We start from the raw sequence: 25,470 nt of genomic DNA, 5'->3' as shown, positions 1-25,470 counted from the left end.
ACTCGCCGATCCCGTCCCGTGAAGGGCCGGGCGGAAGCCCCCGTGCTCCGCCCGGCCCTTCACGCTCAGGCGACGCCCTTGAACCCGGCCACCGGGCGGGGCGTCACCGTGACCGGCACGCCGGCCTCCTCGTTGGCGCGCAGCGCCTCGCCGAGGACGGGCCCCGGCGTGCCCAGCACGGTGATGGCGATCGTCTCCACGCTCAGCGCGGCCTGGCCGATCCACTCGTGGGCCACCTTCAGGTGGTGGTCCATCGCGCCGGCGTCAGGGTAGAGGTGGATCTGGGTGAGTTCGGTGCCGTCCTCGCTGGTGAAGGCGTGGTAGCCGAGGGCGTCGGGCTCGTGTGACCGCACGAACGCGGCGTACTCACGGGCGAGCGCGGGCAGGTCCGCGGACTTGCCCTCCTGGGCGCGGTGACGGGAGACGAAGATGAACGCTTCGGACATGACAGCTCCTTGATCGGTCGGTCGGTGAGGGGACTCAGGCAGGGGACGGGGACGCCTGGCGGCGGGCCTTCAGCAGGCGCGTGAGCAGTGCGGCGGTGGCGGCGGCCGGGACGACGTGGAGCACTCCGGTGCCCTGGAAGACGAGGTCGAACGGCTCGGCCGCCGGATATCCCCCTTCCATGATCGGCGCGATGATGTGGGTGACCAGGCCCTCGACCGTCCCGAACAGCAGCACGAAACCCACCAGCGCTCCCGTCCAGAAGATCCACCAGCTCACCGCGCGGAGCGGGCCGGAGCTCCGCCTGCTGACGGAGAGGGCGAGGGCGGTGACGGCGAACAGGGCCAGGGCGATGACGACCGCCGCGTACCGGCCGGGCGTGCCGAAGTGCACGGCCCCGTACACGTGATGGACCGTCGTGGTGACGCCCTGGGCGGCGCAGGCCAGCAGGACCCCCGCCTCGGTGGATCTCACGCGCTCGGGCGCGTCGGTGACCATGTGCTCTCCTTGTGGCAAATACTGTGAACCATGGTTCACAGTATCCATGAACATGCGTTCACAGTAAAGGGCGGGATGATGGCCGCCCGTACGAGAGAGTCCGGAGGGGATGACGTGGTGCCTCGCCGCACGCCGCAGGCGACCCAGGAGCTACGGGCCGCGCTGATCCAGCACGCCCGGCGGCTCGTCGAGCGCGACGGGGCCCAGGCTCTGACCATGCGGGCGCTCGCCGCCGAGGCGGGCTGCGCGGTGGGGCTGCCCTACAAGATCTTCGCCAACCGCGAGGAGCTGGTCGCCGAGCTGGTCGGCCTCGAGCTCGGGCGGCTGCGGGCCGCGTTCGAGTCCTGGGTGGCCGAAGCCGGCACCGGGACCGTGGCCGGCAACCTGGTCCGCTACGCGCGCATCCTGCTCGAAAGCGACAGGGCCGCCCTGACGCTCGCCGACGAGATCGACGACGAGGCGCTGACGGCCGTCGTCGACGACAAGGTGCGGGAGTCCGGGTTGCCGCTCTCCTTCGAGTCGGCCGTGACCGACTATCTGCTGGCGGAGCAGCGCCTCGGCCGGGTCTCCGCCGACGTCGACGCCCGCGCCTACGGCTTCCTCCTCACCGGCGCGATCCACAATCTCGTCGTGGCCGGCGCGGCCTACCCCCGGCCGGACCGCGACGAGCTGGATCGCATGCTGGCCGCCGTGGCCCGCCATCTGGGCACCGGCTGAGCGTCCTGGGGCTCTAGGGTGGGTCGGAAATGCCGTTACTCAAGTCATTGGCGGGGATATGTCCGACGAGGCGCCGTCCTTGGTCGCCGGCCGATACCGGCTGGACGAGCTCATCGGCAGCGGGCCGATGGGGGAGGTGTGGCGCGCCTACGACACGCGTGCCGACTGGACCGTGGCCGTCAAGCTGCTGGGACCCCAGGCCGTGGGCGCGGCCACACGTGAGGCGCTCCAGCGGCACGCCCAGGCCGTGGCCAAGGTCATCCACCCCAACGTGGCGATGGTGCTCGACGTCGGTGATCGCGACGGGGCGCCCTTCCTCGTGCTGGAGTTCCTCACCGGGGAGAGCCTCGGGGAGGAGCTCGCCGCACGGGGGCCGCTGCGGATCGTGGACGTCTGCGATCTCGTCGGGCAGGCCGCGGCCGGGCTCGACGCGGCGCACCGGGCGGGGGTGGTGCACGGGCAGGTCGGGCCGGACAGCTTCCGGCGGGCCGGCAGCGGGGTGCTGAAGGTCGTCGGGTTCGGGCTGGCCGACCAGCCGCCCGCGCCGGACGCCGTCCGCTACCGCGCCCCCGAGTTGGCGGACGGGCGCTCCGTGAGCGCCTCCGCCGACCTGTACGCGCTCGGCTGCGTCTGCTACGAACTGCTGTGCGGCCGTTCCCCCTTCGAGAACACCGGAGAGAAGCCGGCCGGCCCCCACGCGCCCGATCGGCCCACCGGCCCCAGCACGCCCACCGGCCCGAGTGCGCCCATCGGGCAGGGCGCGGCCGGTGAGCCGGGTGGGCCGCTGCCGCCGAGCCGTCACCGGCCCGAGATCCCCGCCGAGCTGGACCGGCTGGTGCTGGCCATGCTGTCCAGAGACCCGGCCGGCCGCCCGGCGGGCGGGGAGGCCGTGCGCCGGGCGCTGGCCACCATCGCCAGGCCGCGCCCCCAGGCCACGCCCCTGCCCGCGCAGGGCATGGCCGCCACCTTCCCGACCGGCGCCCCGCGCGCCGGCGACACGGCGATCTTCGAGGCGCTCCCCGGTGCGGAGCGCACGTCGAACAGGAAGCTGTTCGTCCAGCTCGGTGTGGCGGTGGCGGTCATCGTGGCCGTCACGGTGGGCATGATGGCGTGGGGCGGGTCCGGTCGCGCGCCGGTCTCCGCTCCGGCCACCAGCGCGCCCGCCTCGACCGCCCCCTCCGCCGAACCGGCCACGACCGCACCCCCCACCAGCGCCCCATCCGAGCCCGCGCCGACCGCCACCCCCGGTGAGGTGGTCACGCTGCGGGAGACGGGCGCCCCCAATCCCAAGGCCACCCTGCGCGACACCGTGCCGCCGGGCGGATGGCCGAAGTGGCTGAGCGAGTTCGACAAGGCCGTGACGGCACAGGAGACCATCGGCGGCATCGAGCCCAGGACCGCGCGCAAGGCCCACGACAAGATCAGGAAGTCCGCCCGGAAGTTCGCCGAAGGACGCGAGGAGTCCGGCCGCGGCGAACTCCGCGACATCGTGCGCGACCTGGCCAGGGCCCAGGAGAAGGGCGACGTCGACACCGCCGGCCCGCTGGCCGACTTCCTGAACGACTGGCGCCTCTAGCCACCCGGCGACGGGCCCCGGTCCCGGGCCCGTACATTGGCGCCATGACCCACTATTCCGGGCGCCGGGCCCGGCTGGCCGAGCTGCTGCCCGCTCACGACGTCGAGGCCCTTCTCGTCACGTCGGCCGTCAACGTGCGTTACCTCACAGGACTGTCGAGCTCCAACGCGGCCGTCCTGGTCAGGGCGGACGGCTCGGCGCTGCTCGCGACCGACAACCGCTACATCGACAAGACCGGCGGCCTGGACGTCCCCGCCGTCGAGGCGTCCGACGTGGCGGCCAGGCTGGCCGCGCCGGGCGTCGGCATCGAGGCCGCCGACATGAGCGTGGCGACCTTCAACCGCCTGGGAGGCCTGGTGCCGCTCGAACCCCTCGTCGAACGGCTGCGCGCGGTCAAGGACGAGGACGAACTGGAGCTGCTCCGTACGGCCTGCGCGATCAGCGACCAGGCGTTCGCCGACGTCTGCGGCGCCATCAGGCCGGGCGTGACCGAACGCGACGTCGCCCGCCTGCTCGAAGCCCGCATGATCGAGCTCGGCGCGGACCGGCCCGCCTTCGACACCATCGTCGCGGCGGGAGAGAACGGCGCCGTCCCGCACCACGCCCCCACCGGCAGGCAGCTACGCGCGGGCGACCTGGTCACCGTCGACTTCGGCGCCAACTACCACGGCTACCACGCCGACATGACCCGTACCGTCTCCATCGGCGAGCCCGCGACCTGGCAGCGCGAGATCTACGAGCTCGTCGCGGAGGCCCAGCGGTGCGGCCGGGAGGCGCTCGCACCTGGGGCGGAGGCCTGGGCGGTGGACGCAGCCGCCCGTTCCGTGATCAAGGAGGCGGGCCACGGCGACCACTTCCGGCACGGGCTCGGGCACGGCGTCGGACTGGCGATCCACGAGGAGCCGTTCCTGGGCCCTTCACGGACCGGTAGACTCGAAGACCGAGTTCCGATCACCGTCGAGCCGGGGATCTACCTCCCCGGTCGGGGCGGCGTTCGCATCGAGGACACCCTCGTGACACGTGAGGGCGGGCCGGAACTCCTCACGAAGACGTCCAAGGAGCTGCTCGCGCTGTAGAGCGGCCACACGCGGGAGAGAACGAGTGGCGACGACCAACGACCTCAAGAACGGCATGGTGCTGAAGCTCGACGGCGGGGAGCTCTGGGCCGTTGTGGAGTTCCAGCACGTCAAGCCGGGCAAGGGCGGCGCGTTCGTGCGCACCAAGCTCAAGAACGTCCTCTCGGGCAAGGTCGTCGACAAGACGTTCAACGCCGGGGTGAAGGTCGACGTGGCCAACGTCGACAAGCGCGAGATGCAGTACTCGTACAAGGACGGCGACGACTTCGTCTTCATGGACACCGAGACCTACGACATGGTCAACGTGCCCGCGGGCACCGTCGGCGACGCCGCCAGCTACATGCTCGAGAACACCCTGGCCACGGTGGCGTTCAACGAGGGCTCCGCCCTCTACGTCGACCTGCCGGCGGCGGTCGAGCTGACCATCTCCAACACCGAGCCCGGCCTGCAGGGCGACCGCTCCACCGGCGGCACCAAGCCCGCCACGCTCGAGACCGGCGCCGAGATCAAGGTGCCGCTGTTCATCACCACCGGCGAGAAGGTCAAGGTCGACACCCGCAGCGGCGAATATCTCGGCCGGGCCTGAGGTGTCGGCACGCGGTAAAGCACGCAGGCGGGCGCTCGACATCCTCTTCGAGTCCGAGCTCCGCGGTGAAGACCCCCTGAAGATCCTGGCCGAGCGGGTCGAACGCCAGGACCCCCCGGTCAACGAATACACCTCGGCTCTCGTCGAGGGCGTCGTGCGGCATGGCGCCCGCATCGACGAGCTGATCACCACCTACTCCGAGAGCTGGACCCTCGACCGCATGCCCGCCGTCGACCGCAACCTGCTGCGCGGCGGCACCTACGAGCTGCTGTGGATGCCCGACGTGCCCGAGGGCGTGGTCATCAGCGAGTGGGTGCACCTGGCCTCCGAGCTGTCGACCGACGAGTCCCCCCAGTTCGTCAACGGACTGCTGGCCCGTTTCAAGCAGCTCAAGCCCAGCCTCACGCTCTGACGCCGGCCCTCAGCGGAGCAGCTCGGCGAGCCGCCGCCAGTCCTCGCGCGGCGGCCGGGCCGGGCCGTGCCGGCTGATGCTCTGCAGCACCACGTGGTCGGCTCCAGCCGCCTGGAATGCCTCGATGCGGGCCCGGATCCGCGCGTCGTCACCCCAGGCGAAGAGCTCGTCGACCAGCCGGTCGCTGCCGCCGTCGGCCAGATCGTCCTCCGCGAACCCGCCGCGCAGCCAGTTGTCGGCGTAGTTGGTCAGCCGCAGGTACGGCTGCAGCGCCCCCCGGGCCAGCGCGCGGGCCCGGTCCGGGTCGGTCTTCAGCACGATGCCCAGCTCGGGAGCGAGCAGCGGTCCTTCGCCGAGGACCTGGCGGGCCGCGGCCACCTGCTCGACGGTGACCAGGTAGGGAAAGGCGCCCGCCGACCGGTCGCGCGCCAGCCTCAGCATCCGGGGACCCAGCGCGGCCAGCACCCGGCGCTCGCGCGGCACCGGCGCGGGCGCGGCGTCCAGGGCGTCGAGATAGTCGTTCATGGCGGTGTACGGACGCTGGTAGCCCTCGATGAACTCGGGGTGACTGACCCCCAGGCCCAGCAGGAAGCGCCCGGGGTGGGCGGCCTCCAACTCGGCGTACCGCTCGGCGGTGCGGAGGGCGTCGTAGTGCCAGATGCCCTGGATGCCGGTGGCCACGACGATCCTGGACGTGGCCGCCACCAGGCCCGCCGCCTCCTCGATGGTGCTGTTGCCCGCCCACACCGCGCTGAAGCCGAGCTCCTCCAGCTCCGCGATGGCCTCGGCCCGCACCTCCGGATCCTGGCGGGACGGCGCGGCGAAGACGCCGTACCTTCCGATCGTCGGGGTCGTGCTGCCGTTCATCGCGGAGACCTCCAGCTGGCCAGGGCTCGACAGGGTTCCACGACATGATGGACGAGGGGTGTTCGCCGCGGCGGGCGCCGTCACGGTCCTCGCGACAACCTTGGCCTCGGCAACATCGCTCCCATACCCGGGCGGCCCGGCGGGCGCTTCGACCTGGCAGGCGTGCGGAGGCCGCGCAGAGCGTAGGCTGGGTCGGGTTCGGTTCGAGGATGATGAGGAGGCGAGCCCACGTTGCGTGCTGAAGGCGTCACGAGGACCCCGGCGGTGCGGACCGCCGTCGTCTGGGACGCGCTGCGAGCCGAGCTGGCCGCTCTGGCTGAGGCCGCCGGGCGTGACCGGCTCGACATCGTCGACGCGGGCGGCGGCACCGGCGGGTTCGCCGTGCCGCTGGCCGAGCTGGGCCACACCGTCACCGTGGTCGATCCGAGCCCCGACTCGCTGGCCGCGCTGGAGCGCCGGGCCAAGGAGACGGGCGTGGGCGTGCGCGCGCTGCAGGGCGACGCGGCCGATCTCGGTGAGCTGCTCGATCGCGACAGCGCCGACCTGGTGCTCTGCCACAGCGTGCTGGAATACGTCGAGGACCCGATCGGCGCGCTGACCGCCGTGGCGAGGCTGCTGCGCGGCGGCGGCGCGGTGAGCGTGCTGACCGCCAACCCGGTGGCGAGCGCGATCCACCGGGCCCTGGCCGGTCACTTCGACGAGGCCAGGGCCGTGCTGGCCGATCCCCGTGGCAGCTGGGGCGACCGTGACCCCACGCCGCGCCGCTACACCTCGCGCGCCCTCGCCGAGCTGCTGACCGCGACCGGGTTCGTGGCGGGCGAGATCCACGGCGTGCGGGTCTTCGCCGACCTGGTGCCGAGCCGCCTGGTCGACGGCGAGCCCGGCGCGGCCGACGCGCTCGTGGCCCTCGAACAGGCGGCCTCTACCCATCCCGTGCTCCGCGACCTGGCCACCCAGCTCCACGCCCTCGGGCGCCGGAGCTGAGCGGCCCGAGGGAGAGCTCATGCCGGTCCGCTCCGCCGCCCAAGACCTAGAACGTCTGTTCGGATAGACTCGAAGGCGTGTCCCGCAAGCAGATCACAGGCATCGGCCCCACTCCGCGGACCGGGGCCGACGACACCGGTTGCCCGATCCTGCACGTCGACATGGACGCCTTCTTCGCCAGCGTCGAGTTGCTCGACCGGCCCGAGTTGCGGGGGAGCCCGGTGATCGTGGGCTCGCCGGCCGGGCGCGGCGTGGTGCTGAGCGCCACCTATGAGGCCAGGGCCTACGGTGTGCACTCGGCGATGCCGATGAGCAGGGCGCGCAGGATGTGCCCCCAGGCGACGGTCATCCCGCCCAGCCACGGCAAATACACCGAGGTCTCCAAGGGCGTCATGGAGATCTTCCACGCGATCACCCCGCTGGTCGAGCCGATCGCCTCCGACGAGGCGTTCCTCGACGTGGGCGGCGCGCGGCGCAGGTTGGGCTCGCCGGCCGAGATCGCCGCGTCGATCCGGGCTCAGGTGCTGGAGCGCTACGGCATCACCTGCTCGGTGGGGGTGGCGGGCAGCAAGTTCGTCGCGAAGCTCGCGTCCAAGCAGTGCAAACCCGACGGAATGCTCGTGGTGCCGGCCGACGAGGTGGTCGCGTTCCTGCATCCGCTGCCCGTGTCGGCACTGTGGGGGGTCGGCGAGCGCACCGAGCAGACGCTCGTACGCCTCGGCATCCGCACCGTCGGTGATCTGGCCAGGGTGCCGCCGGGCACCCTGCAGCGTGAGCTGGGCCAGGCCGCGGGCGGTCATCTGGCGGCGCTGGCCTGGGGGCGCGACGAGCGGCCCGTCACCGCCCACGTGCCCGACAAGAGCATCGGCAACGAGGAGACGTTCGCGACCGACGTCGACGACCCCGAGACGATCAGGCGCGAGCTGCTGCGTCTGTCCGAACGCGTGGCCGCCAGGATGCGTAAGAGCGGCCACGTGGGCAGGACGGTGAGTGTGAAGCTGCGCCGAGCCGACTTCTCCACGATCACCAGGTCCCGCACTCTCAGGGAGCCGACCGACGTCGCCCAGGTGATCTACACGACCGCCTGCGAGCTTTTCGGGGCGGCCGGGCTCGAGCGGGTGCGGCTGCGTCTCGTCGGCGTCCGGCTGGAAAACCTGCGCCCGGCCGACTCCGCGTCACACCAGCTCACTCTGGGTGAGCGGGAGACCGGATGGCGGGAGGCCGAGCGCGCCATGGACCGGGCGATCCACAGATTCGGGCCCGATGCGGTGCTCCCGGCATCGCTTGTTCGCGGGAGACTTGATGAAATGGAGACATGACGCCGATGTCGCGGGGGGAGACATGTGGGGAGGGTTGGGGGGAGTGGTGCGCCGATGACCCTGATGACCCACAATGGAGCTATGACGTCACCTCCGGTTTGGTCTGCGTTGGACGTTTGCTTTCGCCTACGTCTACAGCCTCGTATTCTGGGGATAACCGACCGCGAGGTCCGGACACCCCGTGTCGTCCGTTGCCGTCTTCCCCGTCCAGGGGCCGTCCTTGGGAGGCGCCGTGCCGCTCTCTGAGCACGAGCAGCGCTTGCTCGACCAGATCGAGCAGGCCCTCTACGCCGAGGATCCGAAGTGGGCCAACACCGTAAGGATCAGTGACCCACGCAGCCATTACAAGCGTCGCCTGATCAAGGCTTCCATCGGCTTCGCTCTCGGCGTCATCCTGCTGATGGTCGGCGTGGTGATCAACTTGATTCCGCTCGGCGTCGGCGGTTTCGTGGTCATGCTCGCCGCGTGTCTGTGGGGCCTGTCCAGCTGGAAACGCATGAACGGGTTCGGTGACACCGCCGCGGCCGCCGGTGGCGCGCCCGTCGCGGGCAAGCCGGCCCGGCGGGCCAACCGCGGCAGTTTCATGGAGCGCATGGAAGAACGCTGGCGCCGCCGCCACGACGAGCATTGACCCCCGAAGCCCTGACTTTCGTGCGGTCGTTCCGCTGAGGAACGACCGCACGCACCGTCAGACCGTCACGATCCCCTTTGCGCTGCCGTCCGGCGCAGCCGGATGTTCTCCAGCCGGTCGAAACCGTCCAGCAGGCCCTCGCCCAGCCGCCGCAGCCTCCGCAGCGTCGACGGGGGCAGCAGCACAGCCCGCACCCGCCTCCCGCGCGGCACCGTCACGGCCAGCGCCTGCCGCACGTTGCGCAGATCCTGCCTGAGGGGCCCGATCTCGCCCGGCTCCCGCGCGTACAACACCCGCTCCACCGCCGCGGCGATCGCCGCGATGGACGCCGCCGAGGTCGCGTCGAACTTGTACTGCTCGGTCAGCCGCCGTGCGAGGGCGCGCGGGGTCTCGCTGGTCTCGCGGGCCATCCCGTAGTCGTACAGCAGGTCGTCCAGCTCCGCCCAGGCGGCCGCGACGGACGGATGGCGGCCCGCCATCACCCGGGCGGTCACCTCGTCGGAGGGCTCGGCCACCTTCCAGCCGAGTGCCCGGATCCGCCTGTTCCTGGTGACCAGCCTGATCAGGGCCGGCACCAGCAGGAGGATCAGCAGCGCGCCCGCGCCGATGCCCAGCTTGGCCGCCAGCGGCATCGAGTCGTCCGGCGGCAGCCCGCCGGTCGCCAGGGTGGCCTCCCGGTCGAGCTCGCGGGGGTTCTGCCGGGCCTGTGGGTCGCCCGTCTCCTCCTCGCCGGCGCTGGTCGCCCCCGGCGTCGGAACGGCGCTCTCGTCGGTGGGGGTGGACGGCGGCAGCGAGTAGTCAGGGACCCGGGCGCTGCCCTGGCCCAGCGAGCCGGTCGGCGTGGGCTCGAACGGCAGCCAGCCGACCCCCTCGAAGTAGAGCTCCGGCCAGGAGTGGGAGTCGTTCGTCCCGACCATCCACCGGTCGCCGACCTTCGTGCCGCCGGTGTAGCCGATCGCCACCCGGGCCGGGATGCCGACGATCCGGGCCAGCACCGCCATCGACGCGGCGAACTGCTCGCAGTAGCCCGCCCGGTGACGCAGCAGGAAGTCCCGCAGCGCCGAGTTGCCGTGCCCCTGGGTCTTCAGGCTGTAGGTGAAGTCGCCGGTCCTGGTGAAGAACTCCTGCAGCTTCACCGCGGCCTCGTAGTGGTTCGCGGCGTCCGCGGTGACCCGCAGGGCCAGGTCCCTGATCTGCGGCGACAGATCCTCCGGCACGCTCAGGTAGCGCAGATCGGCGGCGGACCTCGTCTGCGGCAGCTCGCGGAGCAACTGGCCGGTGGGCGCGGGCTCGCTCGTGGCCACCTGATACTCCAGCCCGGCCGCCTCGTCGCGGGTGGAGAAGACCATGAGCGTGCCGACGTCCGCGCGCCAGTCGCCGGCGATCTGGATCTGCCTCGGCGGGTACGGCAACGGCAGGAACGACAGCTTGGCGATCTCCTCGCTGATCTGGACGTCGGTCACCACGTTGGTGAGCTTGACCCCCTGGCCCAGACCCGGCGGCGGCGGCAGCGGCCCGTTGTCCGTCCGGTTGTCCGGCGCGCCCTTGGGCTGCGTCATCCCGAACTGCTCGCCGTCGAAGGTGTCGAGCGAGTAGATCCTGAGATAGCGGGGCTTGTCGTCGTCGTTGGTGTAGGACAGCACGATCCGCCGCTCGGGCAGTTCGAGCTGCCCCTTCAGGTTCGCGATCGGATTGGGGATGCTGATCGAGTTGCCGGTGCCGGACCCCGAGCCGCCCACGCCGAAGGTGAAGAACGACACCGGCTCCATTGCGGGCAGCGCGGCCGGGACGAGCACGGCCAGCGCGATCGCGGCGAATCCGATCCGCTTGCCCGACAGCCGCAGCCCCCGCGTGTCGGCCGCGGCTTTCGCCGTGCTGGGGGCGACCGACCGGGTACGCCGCACCAGCACGGCCCGGCCCCACTGGCCCACCCGCTCACGGCCGTCGGCGATCAGCAGGCTGGTGAAGCCGAACGCGGCGACGATGAACGCGAACCAGTTGATCGGCTCGGTCAGGATCGTGGCCGGCACCGTGGCCAGCGCCAGCAGCGGCAGGCCGGCCAGCGCCGCCCGCCGCAGCCGGGCGGCGAACAGGTCGACGATGATCGCGATGAGGCCCACGCCGCCGGCGGTGAGCAGCGCGATGCCCTCGTTGGCCGGCACCGGCGCGGCGAACCGCTGGATGTCCGTCCAGCCGGTGGCCAGCAGGCGGGCCAGCTCCAGCACCGACTCCTTGGTCGGCACGATCAGCGCCCACGCCTCCTCGGCGCTGAACGAGGCGGTCAGGTAGATCCACAGCGCGATCAGGCTCGCCGGCGGCGCCGCCCACGCGGGCAGCGACAGCCGCCCGCTCAGCAGGCTGGCGACCATCACGGCCACCACCGCGCCCAGCGCACCCCAGAACCACGCGCCGCCCTCGAAGAGCGGGTAGAGCAGGATCGCCGAGGAGAACGTGGCCACCCCGGCCGCGATCGACAACCTCATGCCGCACCTCCGGGCGAGCTGAGCGCGTACCTGCCGCGATTGGCGGCGTCCTGCCAGACGGAGGCGATCGAGGTGCCCGCGGGCATCCGCACGATGCGCCAGCCGTATCCGGCCAGCACGCCCTGCACCGCCTGGTGTTCCTCGGAGGCGCCGGGCTCGGCGCCGTCCCACGTGGGCACGTCGAGCAGCACCGCCACCCCGGTCATGCCGGTGTGCCGGATCCTCGCCAGCTCCCGGGCCTCCTCCGGTTCGAGCGAGCCGAGCACGGCCACGACCAGGCCGTCGCCCCCGCCCTGCCTTAGCGCGGTCATCGCCGTCTCCAGCGAGCGGGCCGGGCTCTGCCGTACCACGGCCAGGGTGTCGAGCAGCGAGCGGCTCAACCCGGTGTCCGTCAGGTGCTCGGCGCCCTGGTCGGTCACCAGCCGCAGGCCCAGGCCCTCATGGGCGAGGTGCACGCCGATCGAGGCCGCGGCCGAGACCGCCACCTCGAAGGAGGAGCGCGGGCCCTCGCCGCGGTGGGCGTGCCTGCGGGTGTCGAGCAGGAGCGCGCCGCGGCTCTGCCACTGCTGCTCCTCCCGGCGCACCATCAGCTCGCCGTGGCGGGCGGTGGAGCGCCAGTGCACCCGGCGCAGGTCGTCGCCCTGCCGGTATTCGCGCGGCGCCACGTCGTCGTCGCCCGCCGCGGCCACGCTCCGGGTGCGGCTGTCGCCGCCCCCGGTCCACTCGCCGGACAGCCGTACGTGCGGTAACGCCACCACCTGCGGCGTCACCACCAGCGTGTCGCTGATCGTGAACGAGCGGGTCAGCTCCACCAGCCCGAACGGGTCGGCGATGCGGATCGACAGCGGGCCGATCGTGTAGCGCCCGCGCAGGTCGGAGCGGACCCGGTAGTCGATCTCGCGGATGCCCCGCGGCTCCACCCGGTCGAGGACGAACCGGGGTCGCACCCCCAGCGCGTAGGGGACGGTGTCCTCGATCAGCAGCAGCCCGGTCGGCAGCCGGGTGACGTTCTCCAGGCGCAGGGTCACGGTGGCGTCGCCGCCCGCCTCGGCCCTGGCCGGGTCCAGGCGCCTGGCGCAGCTCAGCCGGTATCGGGTGCGGGCCACGACCATCGCGGCCAGCAGCGGCAGCGCCGTCACCAGCACGCCGATGCGGAACAGGTCGTTCTCGCCGAGCAGGATCGCCATCACCGACGCCGCGATGCCCGAGGCCAGGAACGACCGCCCCCGGGAGGTGAGCGCCTGAAGTCCGGCTCTCACGACGCTCGCGTCTCCGGCACGGGCACGCGCCTGACGAGGTCGGTCACCACCTGTTCCGGGAGGCGGCGCTGGCCCTGCGCCTCGACGCTCGGCAGCAGCCGGTGCGCCAGCACGGGCACGGCCAGGTCCTGCAGGTCGTCGGGGATGACGTAGTCGCGGCCGCTCAGCGCGGCGTGCGCTCTGGCCGCGCGGACCAGTTGCAGCGTCGAGCGGGGGGAGGCGCCCAGTCGCAGGTCGGGGGAGTGGCGGGTGGCGACGACCAGGTCGATGGCGTACTTCTTGACGGCCTGCGAGACGTAGACGCCGCGTACGGCCTCGATCAGGGCGCGTACCTCGGCGGTCGTGGCGACGGGCTCGAGCTTGTCCAGCGGGGAGGTGCCGCCGTGCACGTCGAGCATCTCCAGCTCCGCCGCCGGCTCCGGGTAGCCCATGGCGACCCGGGCGGTGAAGCGGTCGCGCTGCGCCTCGGGCAGGGGATAGGTCCCCTCCATCTCGATGGGGTTCTGGGTGGCGATCACCATGAACGGAGCGTCCAGCCGGTAGGTCACCCCGTCGACCGTGACCTGGTGCTCCTCCATGCATTCCAGCAGCGCCGACTGCGTCTTGGGGGAGGCGCGGTTGATCTCGTCGCCGACCACGATGTTGGCGAACACGGGCCCCGGCTTGAACTCGAACTCGCGGGTCTGCTGGTTGTAGGCGCTCACGCCGGTGATGTCGCTGGGCAGCAGGTCTGGGGTGAACTGCACGCGCCGCACCGGACAGTCGATGGACCGTGCCAGCGCCTTGGCCAGCATGGTCTTGCCGACTCCGGGCACGTCCTCGATCAGCAGGTGCCCTTCGGCGAGCAGAACCGTCAGGGTGAGGCGGACGGCGTCACTCTTGCCCTCGACCACGGACTCGATCGCCTGCCGGATCCGGTGGGCGGTGGAGACCAACTCGTCGAGTTGCTGAGGGACGTCATGGGTTACTGCCACCAGGCCTCCATGAGACATGCGACGGCTGCCCCGCGCGAAGGTGTGCCGTTGCGGGAGCCATGCCTTTCTTTTCCATTGTCTGTACGACCCTACGACGCTGGGGGTTCGTGAGCGACATTTGTGGATTTTCAGCGAACTCCACAGATGTCAGGTTCTTGTCCCGATAGTGCGGCGAATCCGGTGACATCCGGCCTGTGATCCACCCCACTTTCCTCCACGCCGGCGTCGCATCCGCCCCGCACCGACCAATTCCACGGCGCCGCCAACCCTCGACACGCCCATGAGGGTTGGCGCGCCCTCCACCGCCCCCCACCGCACCGCATCGCGCTGACCAGGACAAACGCGAGACACGGAGGCTATCCAGGAAGTTAGAATCAGTTGACGGTGGGGAGAAGTGGAGTATGGTGGTGCGCAGTGGAGGGCCTGGTGCGCCAGCGCTGAGCAATTCACTGAGGCACGGGAGGTGGGGCCGATGTTCCTCGGCACCCATCAGCCGCGTCTCGACGACAAGGGACGGCTGTTCCTGCCGGCTAAGTACCGTGAGGAGCTGGCGGAGGGTCTTGTGATCACCAAAGGCCAGGAGCGATGCCTCTACGTCTTTCCTGTGGAGGAGTTCCAGCGCATTACCGAGGCTCTCAGCACCGCCCCGGTCACCGCCAAGGCGGTGCGCGACTACAGCCGCGTCTTCTTCGCCAGCGCGTCCGACGAGACTCCTGACAAGCAGGGGCGCATCACGATCCCGCAGAGCCTGCGCCAGTACGCCGGCCTGCAGCGCGACTGCGTGGTGATCGGGGCCAACACCCGGTTGGAGATCTGGGACTCCCAAGCCTGGGACACCTATCTCAACGCCCAGGAGCAGGCGTTCGCCGATCTGTCGGAGGAGGTGCTGCCAGGGATCTTGTAGTGAGACACGGTCGATCCGTCGGAGATGTCGTTCGGCGAGGTCTCCACCCGCAACCACTGCCGGCCAGCTGATGCACCTTCCCCGGTGTCAGATGGCGGGCATCCACGAAGAGGGTGCGGATGGGGACCTGGCCGGACGGCGCCGGGTGGGGACCCAGGAAGAGCCGATCGATCGCCGGCCGCGTCATCCGCGAGCAGGACGCGAGAGGGGGGTTGGAGATGTACGAAAACGCAGGCACGGGCGGTCACGTTCCGGTCATGCTCGACCGCGTAATGGAGCTGTTGACGCCGGCGCTCACCGGCGCGCGGCCTGTCGTCGTCGATGCCAACCTCGGCCTCGGTGGTCACTCGGAGGCCCTGCTCGCCGCCATTCCGTCACTTCACGTGATCGGCATCGACCGCGACCCTTTCGCGGTCGACTTCGCCACGCGCAGGCTCGCTCCCTACGCGAGCCGCACCACCCTGCTCCACGCCTCCTCCGACGAGCTGGCGGGCCTGCTCGCCCGCGAGGGCCACGCCACGGTCGACGGTGTGCTGTTCGACCTGGGTGTCTCCTCGCCCCAGCTGGACGAGGCCGAGCGGGGTTTCGCCTATTCCTATGACGCTCCCCTCGACATGCGGATGGACACCGAGCAGGAGCTCACGGCGGAGAAGGTGGTCAATACCTACTCCGCTGCGGAGCTAACTCGCATCCTCCGCGATTACGGAGAGGAACGGTTCGCACCGCGTGTCGCGGGCCTAATCATCAAGGAAAGGGCCAAGGACGCCATAACGTCGACTAAGCGGCTCGCGGAGATCGTTCGTCAGGCGATTCCCGCCGCTACCCGGCGCACTGGGGGCAACCCCGCCAAGAGGACTTTCCAGGCGCTGCGCATCGAGGTCAACGCGGAGCTCGCCGCCCTGGAGGCGGCACTTCCCGCGGCTCTCGACGCGCTCGCACTCGGTGGGCGAGTCGTCGTGCTCTCCTACCACTCCCTGGAGGACCGGCTGACCAAGCAGGTCCTCACGGCGCGAACCAAGGACACCAGCCCGCCCGGGCTGCCCGTCCCCCTACCGGCACACCAGCCGAGGTTCCGCCTGCTGACGAGGGGAGCCGAGCTCCCGAGCGAAGAGGAGGTGGCCCGCAACCCGCGGGCGGCCTCGGCCCGGCTAAGGGCGGCAGAGAGGATCCGTGTTGACGACCAGGACTGAGCAGGAGACCAGGCGGGGCGCGCCCGCCCGCGGCGCCGTGCCCACGACTGGGCCGAGGACCCGGCGCAGGCCCGGTGTGCCGCAGCAGTCCAAGCCCATCCCGCGGCCACGCCCGGCGGCCGACACGCCCGTGCCCGAGGCGCGCCCGTCCCGGCCCGAGGCCGGCCGGCAGCCCTCGCGGCGGCGCCAGCGCGCCCCGTTCGTGCTGCTGGTCCTCGGCCTGCTCTGTGGCGGCCTGGTGAGCCTGCTGCTGCTCAACACCGTGCTCGCCCAGGACTCGATCACCGCGACCACGCTCCGCGAGGAGATCGCCACCGCGCGACTGCAGAACGAGGAGGTCGCGCAGCGGATCCAGAAGCTCACGCAGCCCGGCGCCATCTCCGAAGGGGCCGAGAGGCAGAATCTCAGCCGCGACTGGAAGCACGTCAACCCGCTGCCCGGCGCCACCGACGACGCTGACCGGGTGGGCCAGACACGGTGAGGGAGACAGGCGGCAGGGGGCAGGGTCCCGGCCGCGGCGGCGCCGGCTCCCAGGGAGGGCCCGGCGCCGCTCGCCGTACGCCGGGCGGCCCCGGCCGGACCGGCCGCCAGGGCGGTGGGTCGGCCCGCTCGGAGGGGGCGGGCCGGCCGCCCTCCGATGGCCCGCACGACCCCAGGAAGCAGCCCGACCCTTTCGACCTTCCCTTCGGCAGCAGCCCGGCCGACCGCAACCGGCCGCCCCAGGATCCCGCCGACGACCGGCGTCCCCGGTCCGACGGCCCCCGCAGAGCGGCTCGCGACGGCTCCGACCGCGCCAGGGACCGCACCGCCCAGGGGCGCGACGACCGCCCTCAGGCACGCCCCGACCTCTCTGCGTCCCGCACCCGTGACAGCCGCGCTCAGGCACGCCCCGAAGCCCCCGCCTCCCGCACTCGTGACGGGCGCTCCCGCCCGGACGCCGCCGGCTCCGGGAGCCGGTCGCGTGCCAGGCAGGACACCGACGGCGCGCGGAGCCGTTCCGCCCAGGAGGGCTCAGGCGGATCGCGCGAGCGGGTCCCGGGCCCGGGGCGCATGCCGTGGCGCGGCGACGGCCCGCCATGTCCGCCGCGCCGCCCGCCCGCGCCGCCACGCCCGCCCAGGCCGCCGCTCATCCTGCGGCTGGGCAGCCCGCGCCGGAGGATCAACATCGGCCTGATCGGCATGACGTTCATCCTGTCGATCTTCGCGGGCCGGCTGATCCAGATGCAGGGCCTCGATGCCAAGGTCTACGAGGCGGCCGCGGCCCGCCAGCGGGTGCACGTCGAGGACATCCCGGCCAAGCGTGGCACGATCACCGACGTCAACGGTCATCCCCTGGCCGTCACCCTGGAGGCCAGGGAGATCGCCATCGACCCCACCAAGGTGCCGCCCGCCGCCCGGTCGGCCGTCGCCTCCGTCATCGCGTCCCATCTCGGGAAGCCGGTGCAGGAGATCACCGCCAAGCTGGCCCGCACCGACACCCGCTACCAACTGCTGGCCCGCGATGTCCCCCCGGTCACCGCGGCCGCCCTGCTGAAGGCGCGCGTGCCCACGTTGACCGCGAAGAAGACCTACCGCCGTGACTACCCCGCGGGCGACCTGGCGGGCAGCCTCATCGGCTTCGTCGGCGACGAGGAGAAGGGCCTGGCCGGTCTCGAGGGGGCCAACAACTCCCTGCTGGCCGGCCGTGACGGCAAGCAGCGCGTCGAGACGGGCCGAGACCAGCAGCGCATCCCGATGACCAGCAGCCAGCGCACCGCCCCCGTCGACGGGCGCGACCTGCGGCTGACCATCGACCGCGACATCCAGTGGGCGGCCCAGGAGGCCATCGCCGAGCAGACCAAGGAAGCGGGCGCGAGCAGCGGGACCGTCATCGTCATGGACGTGCGCACCGCCCAGATCATCGCCATGGCCAACTCGCCCGAGCTCGACCTCAACAACTGGCGCGCGGCCTCCTCGATCCAGTACATCAACAAGGCCGTGGCCGACGTGTTCGAGCCCGGCAGCACCAACAAGGTGATCACCGCGGCCGCCGCCCTGGAGGCGGGCAAGGTGCACCCCGACACGGTCTTCCAGGTCAAGGACAACATCAAGTGCGCCGACCGGGTGCTGCACGACGCCCACCCGCACCCGCCGCAGTCGATGACCTTCCGCGAGGCCATGGCCCAGTCCAGCAACGTCGCCACCATCATGGCGGCCCGCGAGGTCGGCAGTGAGCGCCTCCACCGGATGCTCAAGGCGTTCGGCTTCGGCGCGAAGCCGGGCGGCGGAGTGCCGGGCGAGGAGGCGGGCCTGCTGCCCGACTACCGCAAGTGGTCGGGCAGCCAGAGCTGCACGGTCGCCTACGGCCAGGGCGTCTCGGTGACCGCGCTGCAGATGGCCAGCGTATACCAGACGATCGCCAACGGCGGCGTCAGGATCGAGCCGCGGATCGTCGCCGGCAGCACCGACGCCTCGGGCAGGTTCGTGGCCGCACCGCCCGGAAAGCAGACCAGGGTGGTGAGCGAGAAGACCGCCAAGGAGATCACGGCGATGCTCGAGCTCGCGGTGAGCGCCGAGGGCACCGGTGAGCTGGCGGCGATCCCCGGATACCGGGTGGCGGGCAAGACCGGCACCGCCGACCGCTACGATCAGCAGCTCGGCCGTTACGACGGCTACACGGCCTCCTTCGTGGGTTTCAGCCCCGCGGACGCGCCCCGGCTGGTGGTGCTCTCGGTGCTGCAGAACCCGAAGAACGGCCACTTCGGCGGGCAGCTGGCGGCCCCCGTGTTCAAGGATGTGATGACGTTCGCCATCAAGAGCAAGAAGATTCCTCCGACGGGCTCGGCCGCGCCTTCGGTGCGGACGCGCGCGGGACAGTGACCAGGAAAGGTACGCTGCCGCCGTGCGTCCCCCGTCGTCTATGCGTCCAACGACCAGTCCGCCCCGCCCGCTGACCGGGCTGGCGACCATGCTCGACGCCGATTCCGGCTCGTCGAGATCGCCCCACGCCGCGCTGACCGGTGTCACCATCGACTCCCGCGAGGTCAGGCGCGGAGACCTCTACGTCGCGCTGCGCGGCGGCCAGGTCCACGGCGCCCGCTTCTCCGCGCAGGCCATGGCCGCCGGCGCGGTCGCCGTGCTGACCGACCCCGAGGGGCGCGCCGAGGCCGTCGCGACCGGGCTGCCGGTGCTGGTCGTGCCCGATCCGCGCGCCGTGCTCGGCCAGGTCGCCTCCTGGGTCTACGGCCGGCCGGCACAGGAGATCCAGGTGCTCGGCGTGACCGGCACCAGCGGCAAGTCCACCACCACGTTCCTGATCGAGGCCGGGCTGCGCGCCGCGGGCCACGTCACGGGGCTGGTCGGCGGCGTCGAGATCCACGCGGGCGAGGTCCGTTTCGAGCCCCGGCTGACCACCCCGGAGGCGTCCGATCTGCACGGCCTGTTCGCCCTGATGCGCGAGCGGGGCGTCACTGCCGCCGCCATGGAGGTCTCCAGCCACGCGCTCGCGCTCGGCCGGGTCGACGGAGTCTTCTACGACGTGGCCCTGTTCACCAACCTGTCGCAGGACCACCTCGACTTCCACAAGGACTTCGACGACTACTACGCGGCGAAGGTGAGGCTGTTCCAGCCCGAGCTCTGCCGCACCGGGGTGACCAACCTCGACGACCCGCACGGCCGCGAGCTGCTGGGCCGGGCCAAGGTGCCGATGACCACCTTCTCCGCGCTGGGCGATCCCGGCGCCGCGTGGCGGGCGGTCGACACCCGGCTCGGCGCCGACGGCAGCACCTTCCGGGTGCTCGGTCCCGGCGGCGTCGAGGCCGACGCGCAGATCTCGCTGCCCGGCCCGTTCAACGTCGCCAACGCGCTCGGCGCGATCGTCACGCTGGTCGAGGCGGGAGTGCCGCTGCAGACGGCGGTCCACGGCGTCGGCACCCTCACCGGGGTGCCCGGCCGCATGGAGCGGGTGACGGCCGCCGGTGACGACTTCCAGGCCGTCGTCGACTACTCTCACAAACCGGGAGCGGTCGAGTCGGTGCTGCGCTCGCTGCGAGAGGTGACGGCCGGCACCCTCACGGTCGTCCTCGGCTGCGGCGGCGACCGGGACACCGGCAAGCGCCCGCTCATGGGCGAGGCGGCCGCGCGGCTGGCGGATGTGGCGATTTTCACGAGCGACAACCCTCGCTCCGAGGATCCTCTGGACATCCTGGCCGCGATGATGGAGGGAGCGCTCCGCGTTCCCCGGCACGACCGCGCCCATGTGATCATTGAGCCCGACCGCGCGGACGCGATCAGTCTGGCGATCGGCCGGGCCGGACGCGGCGACGTGATCGTCGTGGCAGGCAAGGGTCACGAGCAGGGCCAGTACGTTTCAGGCGAGGTGATCCCCTTCGACGATCGCGAAGTGGTCGCCGCAGCGATCGACGCACGCAAGGAAAGCAGGAAGCACGCATGATCCCGTTGCCTCTGGCCAGGATCGCCGAGATGACCTCGGGCGCCCTGTCGGGCATGGCCGACCCTCGCGCGGTGGTGCGCGGCCCCGTCGTGATCGACTCGCGTGACGTGCGACCGGGCTCGCTGTTCGTCGCGTTCAAGGGCACGCGGGTCGACGGCCACGACTACGCGGCCCAGGCGGTCCGGGCGGGCGCCGTCGCGGTGCTGGCCTCCAGGCCGGTCGACGCGCCCGCGGTGATCGTGCACGACACCGCCACCGCGCTCGCCGCGCTCGCCACCGCGCAGGCCGCGTCGCTGCCCGAGGCGACGGTGATCGGGGTGACCGGCTCGGCCGGCAAGACCACCACCAAGGACCTGCTGGCCAGGCTGACCGCGCGGATCGGGCCGACGATCGCGCCGGTCGGCTCGTACAACAACGAGATCGGCCACCCGCTCACGGTGCTGAAGGCCGACCTCGACACCCGCTACCTGGTGCTGGAGCTGAGCGCCCGCAACATCGGCCACATCACGGAGCTGACCCGCATCGCGCCGCCCCGCATCGGGGTCGTGCTCAACGTCGGCACCGCCCACCTCGGCGTGTTCGGCGGCAAGGAGGCCATCGCCCAGGCCAAGGGCGAGCTGGTCGAGGCGCTGCCGCAGACCGGCGTCGCGGTGCTCAACGCCGACGACCCGCTGGTGCGCGCGATGGCCTCCCGCACCCGCGCGCGCGTCACGCTGTTCGGGCGCGCCCCTGAGGCGGCCATCCGCGCCGAGGCCGTCACCGTCGACCAGCGCGGGCGCGCCTCCTTCACGCTCCGCACCCCGTCGGGCGCCGCGTCCGTCAACCTCAAGCTGTACGGCGAGCACGCCGTCGAGAACTCACTGGCCGCCGCCGCGGCGGCCTACGAGCTGGGCCTGCCCGTCGCCGTCATCGCCGAGGAGCTGTCGGAGGCCACACCGCGCAGCCGGTGGCGGATGGAGGTCACCGACCGGCCCGACGGCGTCACCGTCATCAACGACGCCTACAACGCCAACCCCGACTCGATGCGGGCCGCGTTCCAGGCGCTCGGCGTGCTCGGGGCGGGCCGTCGCCGGTTCGCCGTCATCGCCGCCCTGCGCGAGCTGGGTGACGACGGCCCCGAGCTCAACGCCGAGCTGGGCCGCCTGGCGGGCGGCGCGGGCCTGTCGGGCCTGATCGTCGCGGGCCCCGACGCGACCCCGGTGCTCGAGGGCGCCTTCGGGGCCGCGCGGGCGGCCCGGTCCGACGGCGGGCCGGTCGCCGAGGGCGAGATGCCGATCGCGCACGTCGAGGACGCGCGGGCGGCGGCGGCCGAGCTCTCGGGCTGGTTGCGCCCGGGTGACGTGGTGCTGATCAAGGGGCCCAGGGCGATGGGCCTGGAGACGACGGCCGAGCTGCTGCTCGGGGGTGCCCCCCAGTGACCAACATCATCATCGCCGGTGCGGTCGGGTTGATCCTGTCGATGCTCGGGACACCTCTGGCCATCCGGCTGTTCTCCCGGCGGGGTTACGGCCAGGAGATCCGCGAGGAGGGCCCGTCGGGCCACTACGACAAGCGCGGCACCCCCACCATGGGCGGCACGGTGATCGTGCTGGCCTCGCTGCTCGCCTACGGCGGCTCCCACCTCGCGACGCTGACGCCGCCGACGGTCTCGGGACTGCTCGTGCTGTTCCTGATGACGGGGCTCGGCGCGGTCGGCTTCCTCGACGACTTCATCAAGATCTACAAGCAGCGCAGTCTCGGCCTGCGCAGCGGCGCCAAGGCGCTCGGCCAGCTCGTCGTCGGCGCGATCTTCGCGGTGCTGGTGACCCGGCAGCCCAATGTCTACGGCATCACCCCGGCCGAGACCCGGCTGTCGTTCCTGCGTGACTTCGGGCCGTCGTCGATCGGCATCGTGGGCTTCACCATCTGGGTGCTCGTGATGATCGTCGGCTTCTCCAACGCGGTCAACCTCACCGACGGTCTCGACGGCCTGGCCAGCGGCGCGACCGGCGTGGTGCTGGCCGCCTACGTGCTGATCGGCAACTGGCAGCTCCGCAACAACTGCATCGACCAGCTCGGCCCCAACTGCTACTGGGTGCGAGATCCGCTCGACCTGGCCGTGGTGGCCGCCGCGGTGCTCGGGGCGCTGATCGGGTTCCTGTGGTGGAACGCGCCTCCGGCCAAGATCTTCATGGGCGACACCGGGTCGCTGGCGCTCGGCGGCGTGCTGGCGGGCCTGGCCATCGCCACCCGCACCCAGCTGCTGCTGATCATCCTCGCCGGGCTCTGCGTGATCATCACGCTGTCGGTGATCATCCAGGTCGGCTTCTTCAAGATGACCGGCAAACGGGTGTTCAGGATGGCGCCGCTGCAGCACCACTTCGAGCTGAAGGGCTGGGCGGAGACCACGATCGTGGTCCGCTTCTGGCTGATCGCCATGCTGTGCGCCGCCCTCGGCCTCGGCCTGTTCTACGTCGAGTGGATGCCCAAGGCATGAGTCTCACCTGCGTCGCCGGCCTCGGCGTCTCCGGCACCGCGGTGGCCAGGGTGCTGGCCGCGCGGGGCGAGCCGGTCGTGGTGGTCGAGGCCGAGGAGGGCGAGCGGCAGCGCGTCGCCGCGGCCGAGCTCGCCCGGCGCGGCGTCGAGATCCGCTTCGGCCCGATGGAGCTGCCCGAGGGGGTCGGCCGCCTGGTCACCACCGGCTGGGCCCCGCACCACCCGCTGATCGCGGCCGCCCTGGAGGCGGGCGTCGAGGTGGTGGGCGAGGTCGAGCTGGCCTGGCGGCTGAGGCCCGCCCAGGCGGCTCCCTGGCTGGCGCTCACCGGCACCAACGGCAAGACCACCGTGGTCCGCATGCTCACCTCGATCCTGCTGGCCGCCGGCCGGCAGGCGGCCGCCGTGGGCAACGTGGGCGTGCCCGTCATCGAGGCCGTGGGCGAGCCGTACGACGTGCTGGCGGTGGAGCTGTCGAGCTTCCAGCTCCACTGGTCGAGCACCCTGGCCCCGCACGCCGCCGCGATCCTGAACGTCGCGCCCGACCACCTCGACTGGCACGGCTCGATGGAGGCCTACACCGCGGCCAAGGCCCGGATCTTCGAGCGCGCGGGCACCGTGGTCTACAACGCCGACGACCCCGAGGCGGCGCGGCTGGCCGGGCCGCGTCCCGGAGCCGTCGGTTTCACCCTGCTCGTGCCCCGGCCCGGCCAGCTCGGCGTGGTCGAGGACCTGCTGGTCGACCGGGCGTTCGTCGACGACCCGGTCGAGGAGGCCGAGGAGCTCGCCACGCTGGGCGACGTGCACCCGTTCGCGCCGCACAACGTGGCCAACGCCCTGGCCGCCGCCGCGCTGGCCCGCACCGTGGGCGTGCCGGCCGCGGCCGTACGCCAGGGGCTGCGCGACTTCGTGCCCGACCCGCACCGCATGTCCCTCGTCGACCGGGTCGGCGAGGTCGACTACGTCGACGACTCCAAGGCCACCAATCCGCACGCCGCTGCCGCCGCCCTGTCGGCCTACCCGTCGATCGTGTGGATCGCGGGCGGCCAGCTCAAGGGCGCCGACGTCGACGAGCTGGTGCGCCGGGCCGCCCCCCGGCTGCGCGGCGCGGTGCTGCTGGGCGTCGACCGCGGCCGGATCGCCGAAGCTCTCGCGCGACACGCCGCGAATATCCCCGTCGTGGACATCTCGGGCCAAGACACTGGGGTGATGAACCACGTCGTCTCCGAAGCCGCCCGGCTGGCCTCGCCGGGTGACACCGTGCTGCTCTCCCCGGCGGGCGCGTCGCTCGACATGTTCGCCAACTACCCGGCGCGGGGGGAGGCCTTCGCGAGAGCCGTACGCGAGCTGAAGGCCGCGACGTGAGCGCGACGACCGAGGAGGCGCCGCGGCGCAGCGCGGTCGAGGGGCCGGCCGGATGGCTGCGAGAGCAGCGCGGCGCGCTGAAGGAGCTGCTGGGCAAGCCGCTGACCACCTACTACCTCATCATCGGGTGCAGCGCGCTGCTGCTGGCGCTCGGGCTGATGATGGTGCTGTCCGCCTCCAGCATCGAGGCGCTGGCGAAGACCGGCAGCCCGTTCTCGTGGTTCATCAAGCAGTCGCTGTCGACGGCCATCGGCGTGCCCATCATGTGGGCGTGCTCCCGGCTGCCGCACCGGTTCTTCCGCTGGGCCGGCTATCCGCTGATGGCGCTGTCGATCATCGCGCTGGTCATGGTGCTGTTCATCGGCTCGTCCGAGCTGGGCGCGCAGCGGTGGATCTACGTGGGGCCGTTCACCATCCAGCCGTCGGAGCCCGCCAAGCTCGGGCTCGCGCTGTGGGGCGCCGACCTGCTGGCCCGCCGTGCCCGCCAGGGCCGCATCGAGTGGCGGCAACTGCTGATCCCGCTCATGCCCGGCACCGCGATCCTGGCCGTCATGGTCATGCTCGGCCGCGACCTCGGCACCACCCTGGTGCTGCTCATGATCTTCCTGTCGCTGCTGTGGGTGGTGGGCGCGCCGATCAAGCTGTTCGGCGGCATCATGGCGCTGGCCGTGCTGGCCGCGGTCATCATGATCAGGGTCGAGCCGTACCGGATGGCCCGCATCAGCGCGTTCCTCGACCCCTGGGCCGACGCGCAGGGTGCCGGATACCAGGCCGTACAGGGGCAGATCGCGATGGGCTCAGGCGGCTGGTTCGGGCTCGGCCTGGGCAGCAGCAGGGCGAAGTGGAGCTGGCTGCCGCACGGCGAGAGCGACTTCATCTTCGCCATCCTCGGCGAGGAGCTGGGGCTGATGGGCACGCTGGTCGTGATCACGCTCTTCGGCCTGCTCGGCTACGCCGGGCTGCGGGTCGCCGGCCGGGTCAACGACCCCTTCATCCGGCTCGCCGCCGCCGCCGTCGTGGCCTGGATCGTCGGCCAGGGCATCGTCAACATCGGAGCCGTGCTCGGCGTGCTGCCCATCACGGGCATCCCGTTGCCGCTGGTGTCCTACGGCGGCTCGGCGCTGCTGCCCACGCTGGCCGCGCTGGGCATGCTGCTGTCGTTCGCCAAACGTGAGCCCGGGGCGCGGGAAGCTCTGGCCGCGCGTGGCCCCGGACCAGTCGTACGGGCCCTAAGCTGGCTTGGCCTGGGGGGCATGAACAAAGGCCGAGCGAGACGTTAGA

At 72.0% G+C, this 25,470-nt stretch carries 23 protein-coding genes; 17 read left to right on the top strand and 6 right to left on the bottom strand.

Going from position 1 to position 25,470, the window contains the following annotated elements:
• Positions 1–65: 65 nt before the first annotated feature.
• Positions 66–446 (bottom strand): antibiotic biosynthesis monooxygenase, encoded by a 381-nt coding sequence (locus tag IEY82_RS25140; RefSeq protein WP_189126669.1) that lies wholly within the window; start codon positions 444–446, stop codon positions 66–68.
• 34 nt (positions 447–480) lie between these two features.
• Positions 481–942: a hypothetical protein gene (locus IEY82_RS25135; protein WP_189126668.1), complete on the bottom strand. Its 462-nt coding sequence runs from the start codon at positions 940–942 to the stop codon at positions 481–483.
• 117 nt (positions 943–1,059) lie between these two features.
• On the opposite strand from IEY82_RS25135, the gene IEY82_RS25130 reads away from it, so the two are divergent.
• From IEY82_RS25130 to nusB, 5 genes are read left to right on the top strand one after another with little or no spacing between them, the layout of a single operon-like run.
• Positions 1,060–1,659 (top strand): TetR/AcrR family transcriptional regulator, encoded by a 600-nt coding sequence (locus IEY82_RS25130; protein WP_189126667.1) that lies wholly within the window; start codon positions 1,060–1,062, stop codon positions 1,657–1,659.
• Positions 1,660–1,717: 58 nt separating this feature from the next.
• A complete protein-coding gene (locus IEY82_RS25125; RefSeq protein WP_189126666.1) occupies positions 1,718–3,235 on the top strand; it encodes a serine/threonine-protein kinase in 1,518 nt (505 codons plus the stop codon).
• Positions 3,236–3,279: 44 nt separating this feature from the next.
• Positions 3,280–4,311, top strand: a complete 1,032-nt coding sequence (locus IEY82_RS25120; protein ID WP_189126665.1) for a M24 family metallopeptidase — start codon at positions 3,280–3,282, stop codon at positions 4,309–4,311.
• 25 nt (positions 4,312–4,336) lie between these two features.
• Positions 4,337–4,897, top strand: a complete 561-nt coding sequence (gene efp / locus IEY82_RS25115; RefSeq protein WP_189126664.1) for an elongation factor P — start codon at positions 4,337–4,339, stop codon at positions 4,895–4,897.
• Position 4,898: 1 nt separating this feature from the next.
• A complete protein-coding gene (nusB, locus tag IEY82_RS25110; RefSeq protein ID WP_189126663.1) occupies positions 4,899–5,309 on the top strand; it encodes a transcription antitermination factor NusB in 411 nt (136 codons plus the stop codon).
• A 9-nt stretch (positions 5,310–5,318) separates the two neighbouring features.
• On the opposite strand, the gene IEY82_RS25105 is transcribed toward nusB, so the two are convergent.
• The gene (locus tag IEY82_RS25105) at positions 5,319–6,176 is read right to left on the bottom strand and encodes an LLM class F420-dependent oxidoreductase (RefSeq protein ID WP_189126662.1); all 858 of its coding nucleotides are present in this window, start codon (positions 6,174–6,176) and stop codon (positions 5,319–5,321) included.
• A gap of 264 nt (positions 6,177–6,440) precedes the next feature.
• Between IEY82_RS25105 and IEY82_RS25100 the strand changes: the two genes are divergently transcribed.
• The 3 genes from IEY82_RS25100 (at position 6,441) to IEY82_RS25090 (ending at position 9,110) form a co-directional block, all read left to right on the top strand.
• Entirely contained in the window at positions 6,441–7,160 is a 720-nt protein-coding gene (locus IEY82_RS25100; protein ID WP_225263702.1) for a class I SAM-dependent methyltransferase, read from the top strand.
• A 77-nt stretch (positions 7,161–7,237) separates the two neighbouring features.
• Positions 7,238–8,479 (top strand): DNA polymerase IV, encoded by a 1,242-nt coding sequence (locus IEY82_RS25095; RefSeq protein ID WP_189126660.1) that lies wholly within the window; start codon positions 7,238–7,240, stop codon positions 8,477–8,479.
• 232 nt (positions 8,480–8,711) lie between these two features.
• Positions 8,712–9,110, top strand: coding sequence for an SCO2097 family morphological protein (locus IEY82_RS25090; RefSeq protein ID WP_189126659.1), 399 nt, complete (start codon positions 8,712–8,714; stop codon positions 9,108–9,110).
• A 65-nt stretch (positions 9,111–9,175) separates the two neighbouring features.
• Here the strand turns inward: IEY82_RS25090 and IEY82_RS25085 are convergent, their stop codons facing one another.
• The 3 genes from IEY82_RS25085 to IEY82_RS25075 are packed head-to-tail and all read right to left on the bottom strand — an operon-like array spanning position 9,176 to position 13,844.
• Positions 9,176–11,593, bottom strand: coding sequence for a transglutaminase TgpA family protein (locus tag IEY82_RS25085; protein WP_189126658.1), 2,418 nt, complete (start codon positions 11,591–11,593; stop codon positions 9,176–9,178).
• Positions 11,590–12,852 carry a DUF58 domain-containing protein gene (locus tag IEY82_RS25080; protein ID WP_189126657.1) on the bottom strand — a complete coding sequence of 421 codons (1,263 nt, stop codon included), beginning with the start codon at positions 12,850–12,852 and terminating at the stop codon, positions 11,590–11,592. Before IEY82_RS25080 ends, IEY82_RS25085 begins: the two co-directional genes overlap by 4 nt.
• Positions 12,849–13,844, bottom strand: coding sequence for an AAA family ATPase (locus IEY82_RS25075; RefSeq protein WP_372459747.1), 996 nt, complete (start codon positions 13,842–13,844; stop codon positions 12,849–12,851). Before IEY82_RS25075 ends, IEY82_RS25080 begins: the two co-directional genes overlap by 4 nt.
• Before the next feature lie 454 nt (positions 13,845–14,298).
• Here IEY82_RS25075 and mraZ point away from each other — a divergent pair, with 454 nt between their 5' ends.
• The 9 genes from mraZ (at position 14,299) to ftsW (ending at position 25,469) form a co-directional block, all read left to right on the top strand.
• The gene (gene mraZ / locus IEY82_RS25070) at positions 14,299–14,730 is read left to right on the top strand and encodes a division/cell wall cluster transcriptional repressor MraZ (RefSeq protein ID WP_189126655.1); all 432 of its coding nucleotides are present in this window, start codon (positions 14,299–14,301) and stop codon (positions 14,728–14,730) included.
• Positions 14,731–14,987: 257 nt separating this feature from the next.
• Entirely contained in the window at positions 14,988–15,920 is a 933-nt protein-coding gene (gene rsmH, locus IEY82_RS25065) for a 16S rRNA (cytosine(1402)-N(4))-methyltransferase RsmH (protein ID WP_308016001.1), read from the top strand.
• Positions 15,904–16,401, top strand: coding sequence for a hypothetical protein (locus tag IEY82_RS25060; RefSeq protein WP_189126653.1), 498 nt, complete (start codon positions 15,904–15,906; stop codon positions 16,399–16,401). Before rsmH ends, IEY82_RS25060 begins: the two co-directional genes overlap by 17 nt.
• Positions 16,402–17,048: 647 nt before the next feature.
• Positions 17,049–18,779: a peptidoglycan D,D-transpeptidase FtsI family protein gene (locus IEY82_RS25055; RefSeq protein WP_465263506.1), complete on the top strand. Its 1,731-nt coding sequence runs from the start codon at positions 17,049–17,051 to the stop codon at positions 18,777–18,779.
• A gap of 40 nt (positions 18,780–18,819) precedes the next feature.
• Positions 18,820–20,352 (top strand): UDP-N-acetylmuramoyl-L-alanyl-D-glutamate--2,6-diaminopimelate ligase, encoded by a 1,533-nt coding sequence (locus IEY82_RS25050; RefSeq protein WP_189126652.1) that lies wholly within the window; start codon positions 18,820–18,822, stop codon positions 20,350–20,352.
• Entirely contained in the window at positions 20,349–21,770 is a 1,422-nt protein-coding gene (locus tag IEY82_RS25045; RefSeq protein WP_189126651.1) for a UDP-N-acetylmuramoyl-tripeptide--D-alanyl-D-alanine ligase, read from the top strand. The genes IEY82_RS25050 and IEY82_RS25045 overlap by 4 nt, the downstream gene beginning before the upstream one ends.
• Positions 21,767–22,828, top strand: coding sequence for a phospho-N-acetylmuramoyl-pentapeptide-transferase (gene mraY / locus IEY82_RS25040; RefSeq protein ID WP_189126650.1), 1,062 nt, complete (start codon positions 21,767–21,769; stop codon positions 22,826–22,828). The genes IEY82_RS25045 and mraY overlap by 4 nt, the downstream gene beginning before the upstream one ends.
• Entirely contained in the window at positions 22,825–24,189 is a 1,365-nt protein-coding gene (gene murD, locus IEY82_RS25035; protein WP_189126649.1) for a UDP-N-acetylmuramoyl-L-alanine--D-glutamate ligase, read from the top strand. Before mraY ends, murD begins: the two co-directional genes overlap by 4 nt.
• The gene (gene ftsW / locus IEY82_RS25030) at positions 24,186–25,469 is read left to right on the top strand and encodes a putative lipid II flippase FtsW (RefSeq protein WP_189126648.1); all 1,284 of its coding nucleotides are present in this window, start codon (positions 24,186–24,188) and stop codon (positions 25,467–25,469) included. The genes murD and ftsW overlap by 4 nt, the downstream gene beginning before the upstream one ends.
• Position 25,470 lies beyond the last annotated feature (1 nt).

It is taken from the genome of Nonomuraea cavernae (genome assembly GCF_014646355.1).
GTDB classification, from domain to species: Bacteria; Actinomycetota; Actinomycetes; order Streptosporangiales; family Streptosporangiaceae; genus Nonomuraea; species Nonomuraea cavernae.
This window is presented reverse-complemented; position numbering and strand designations above follow the sequence as displayed.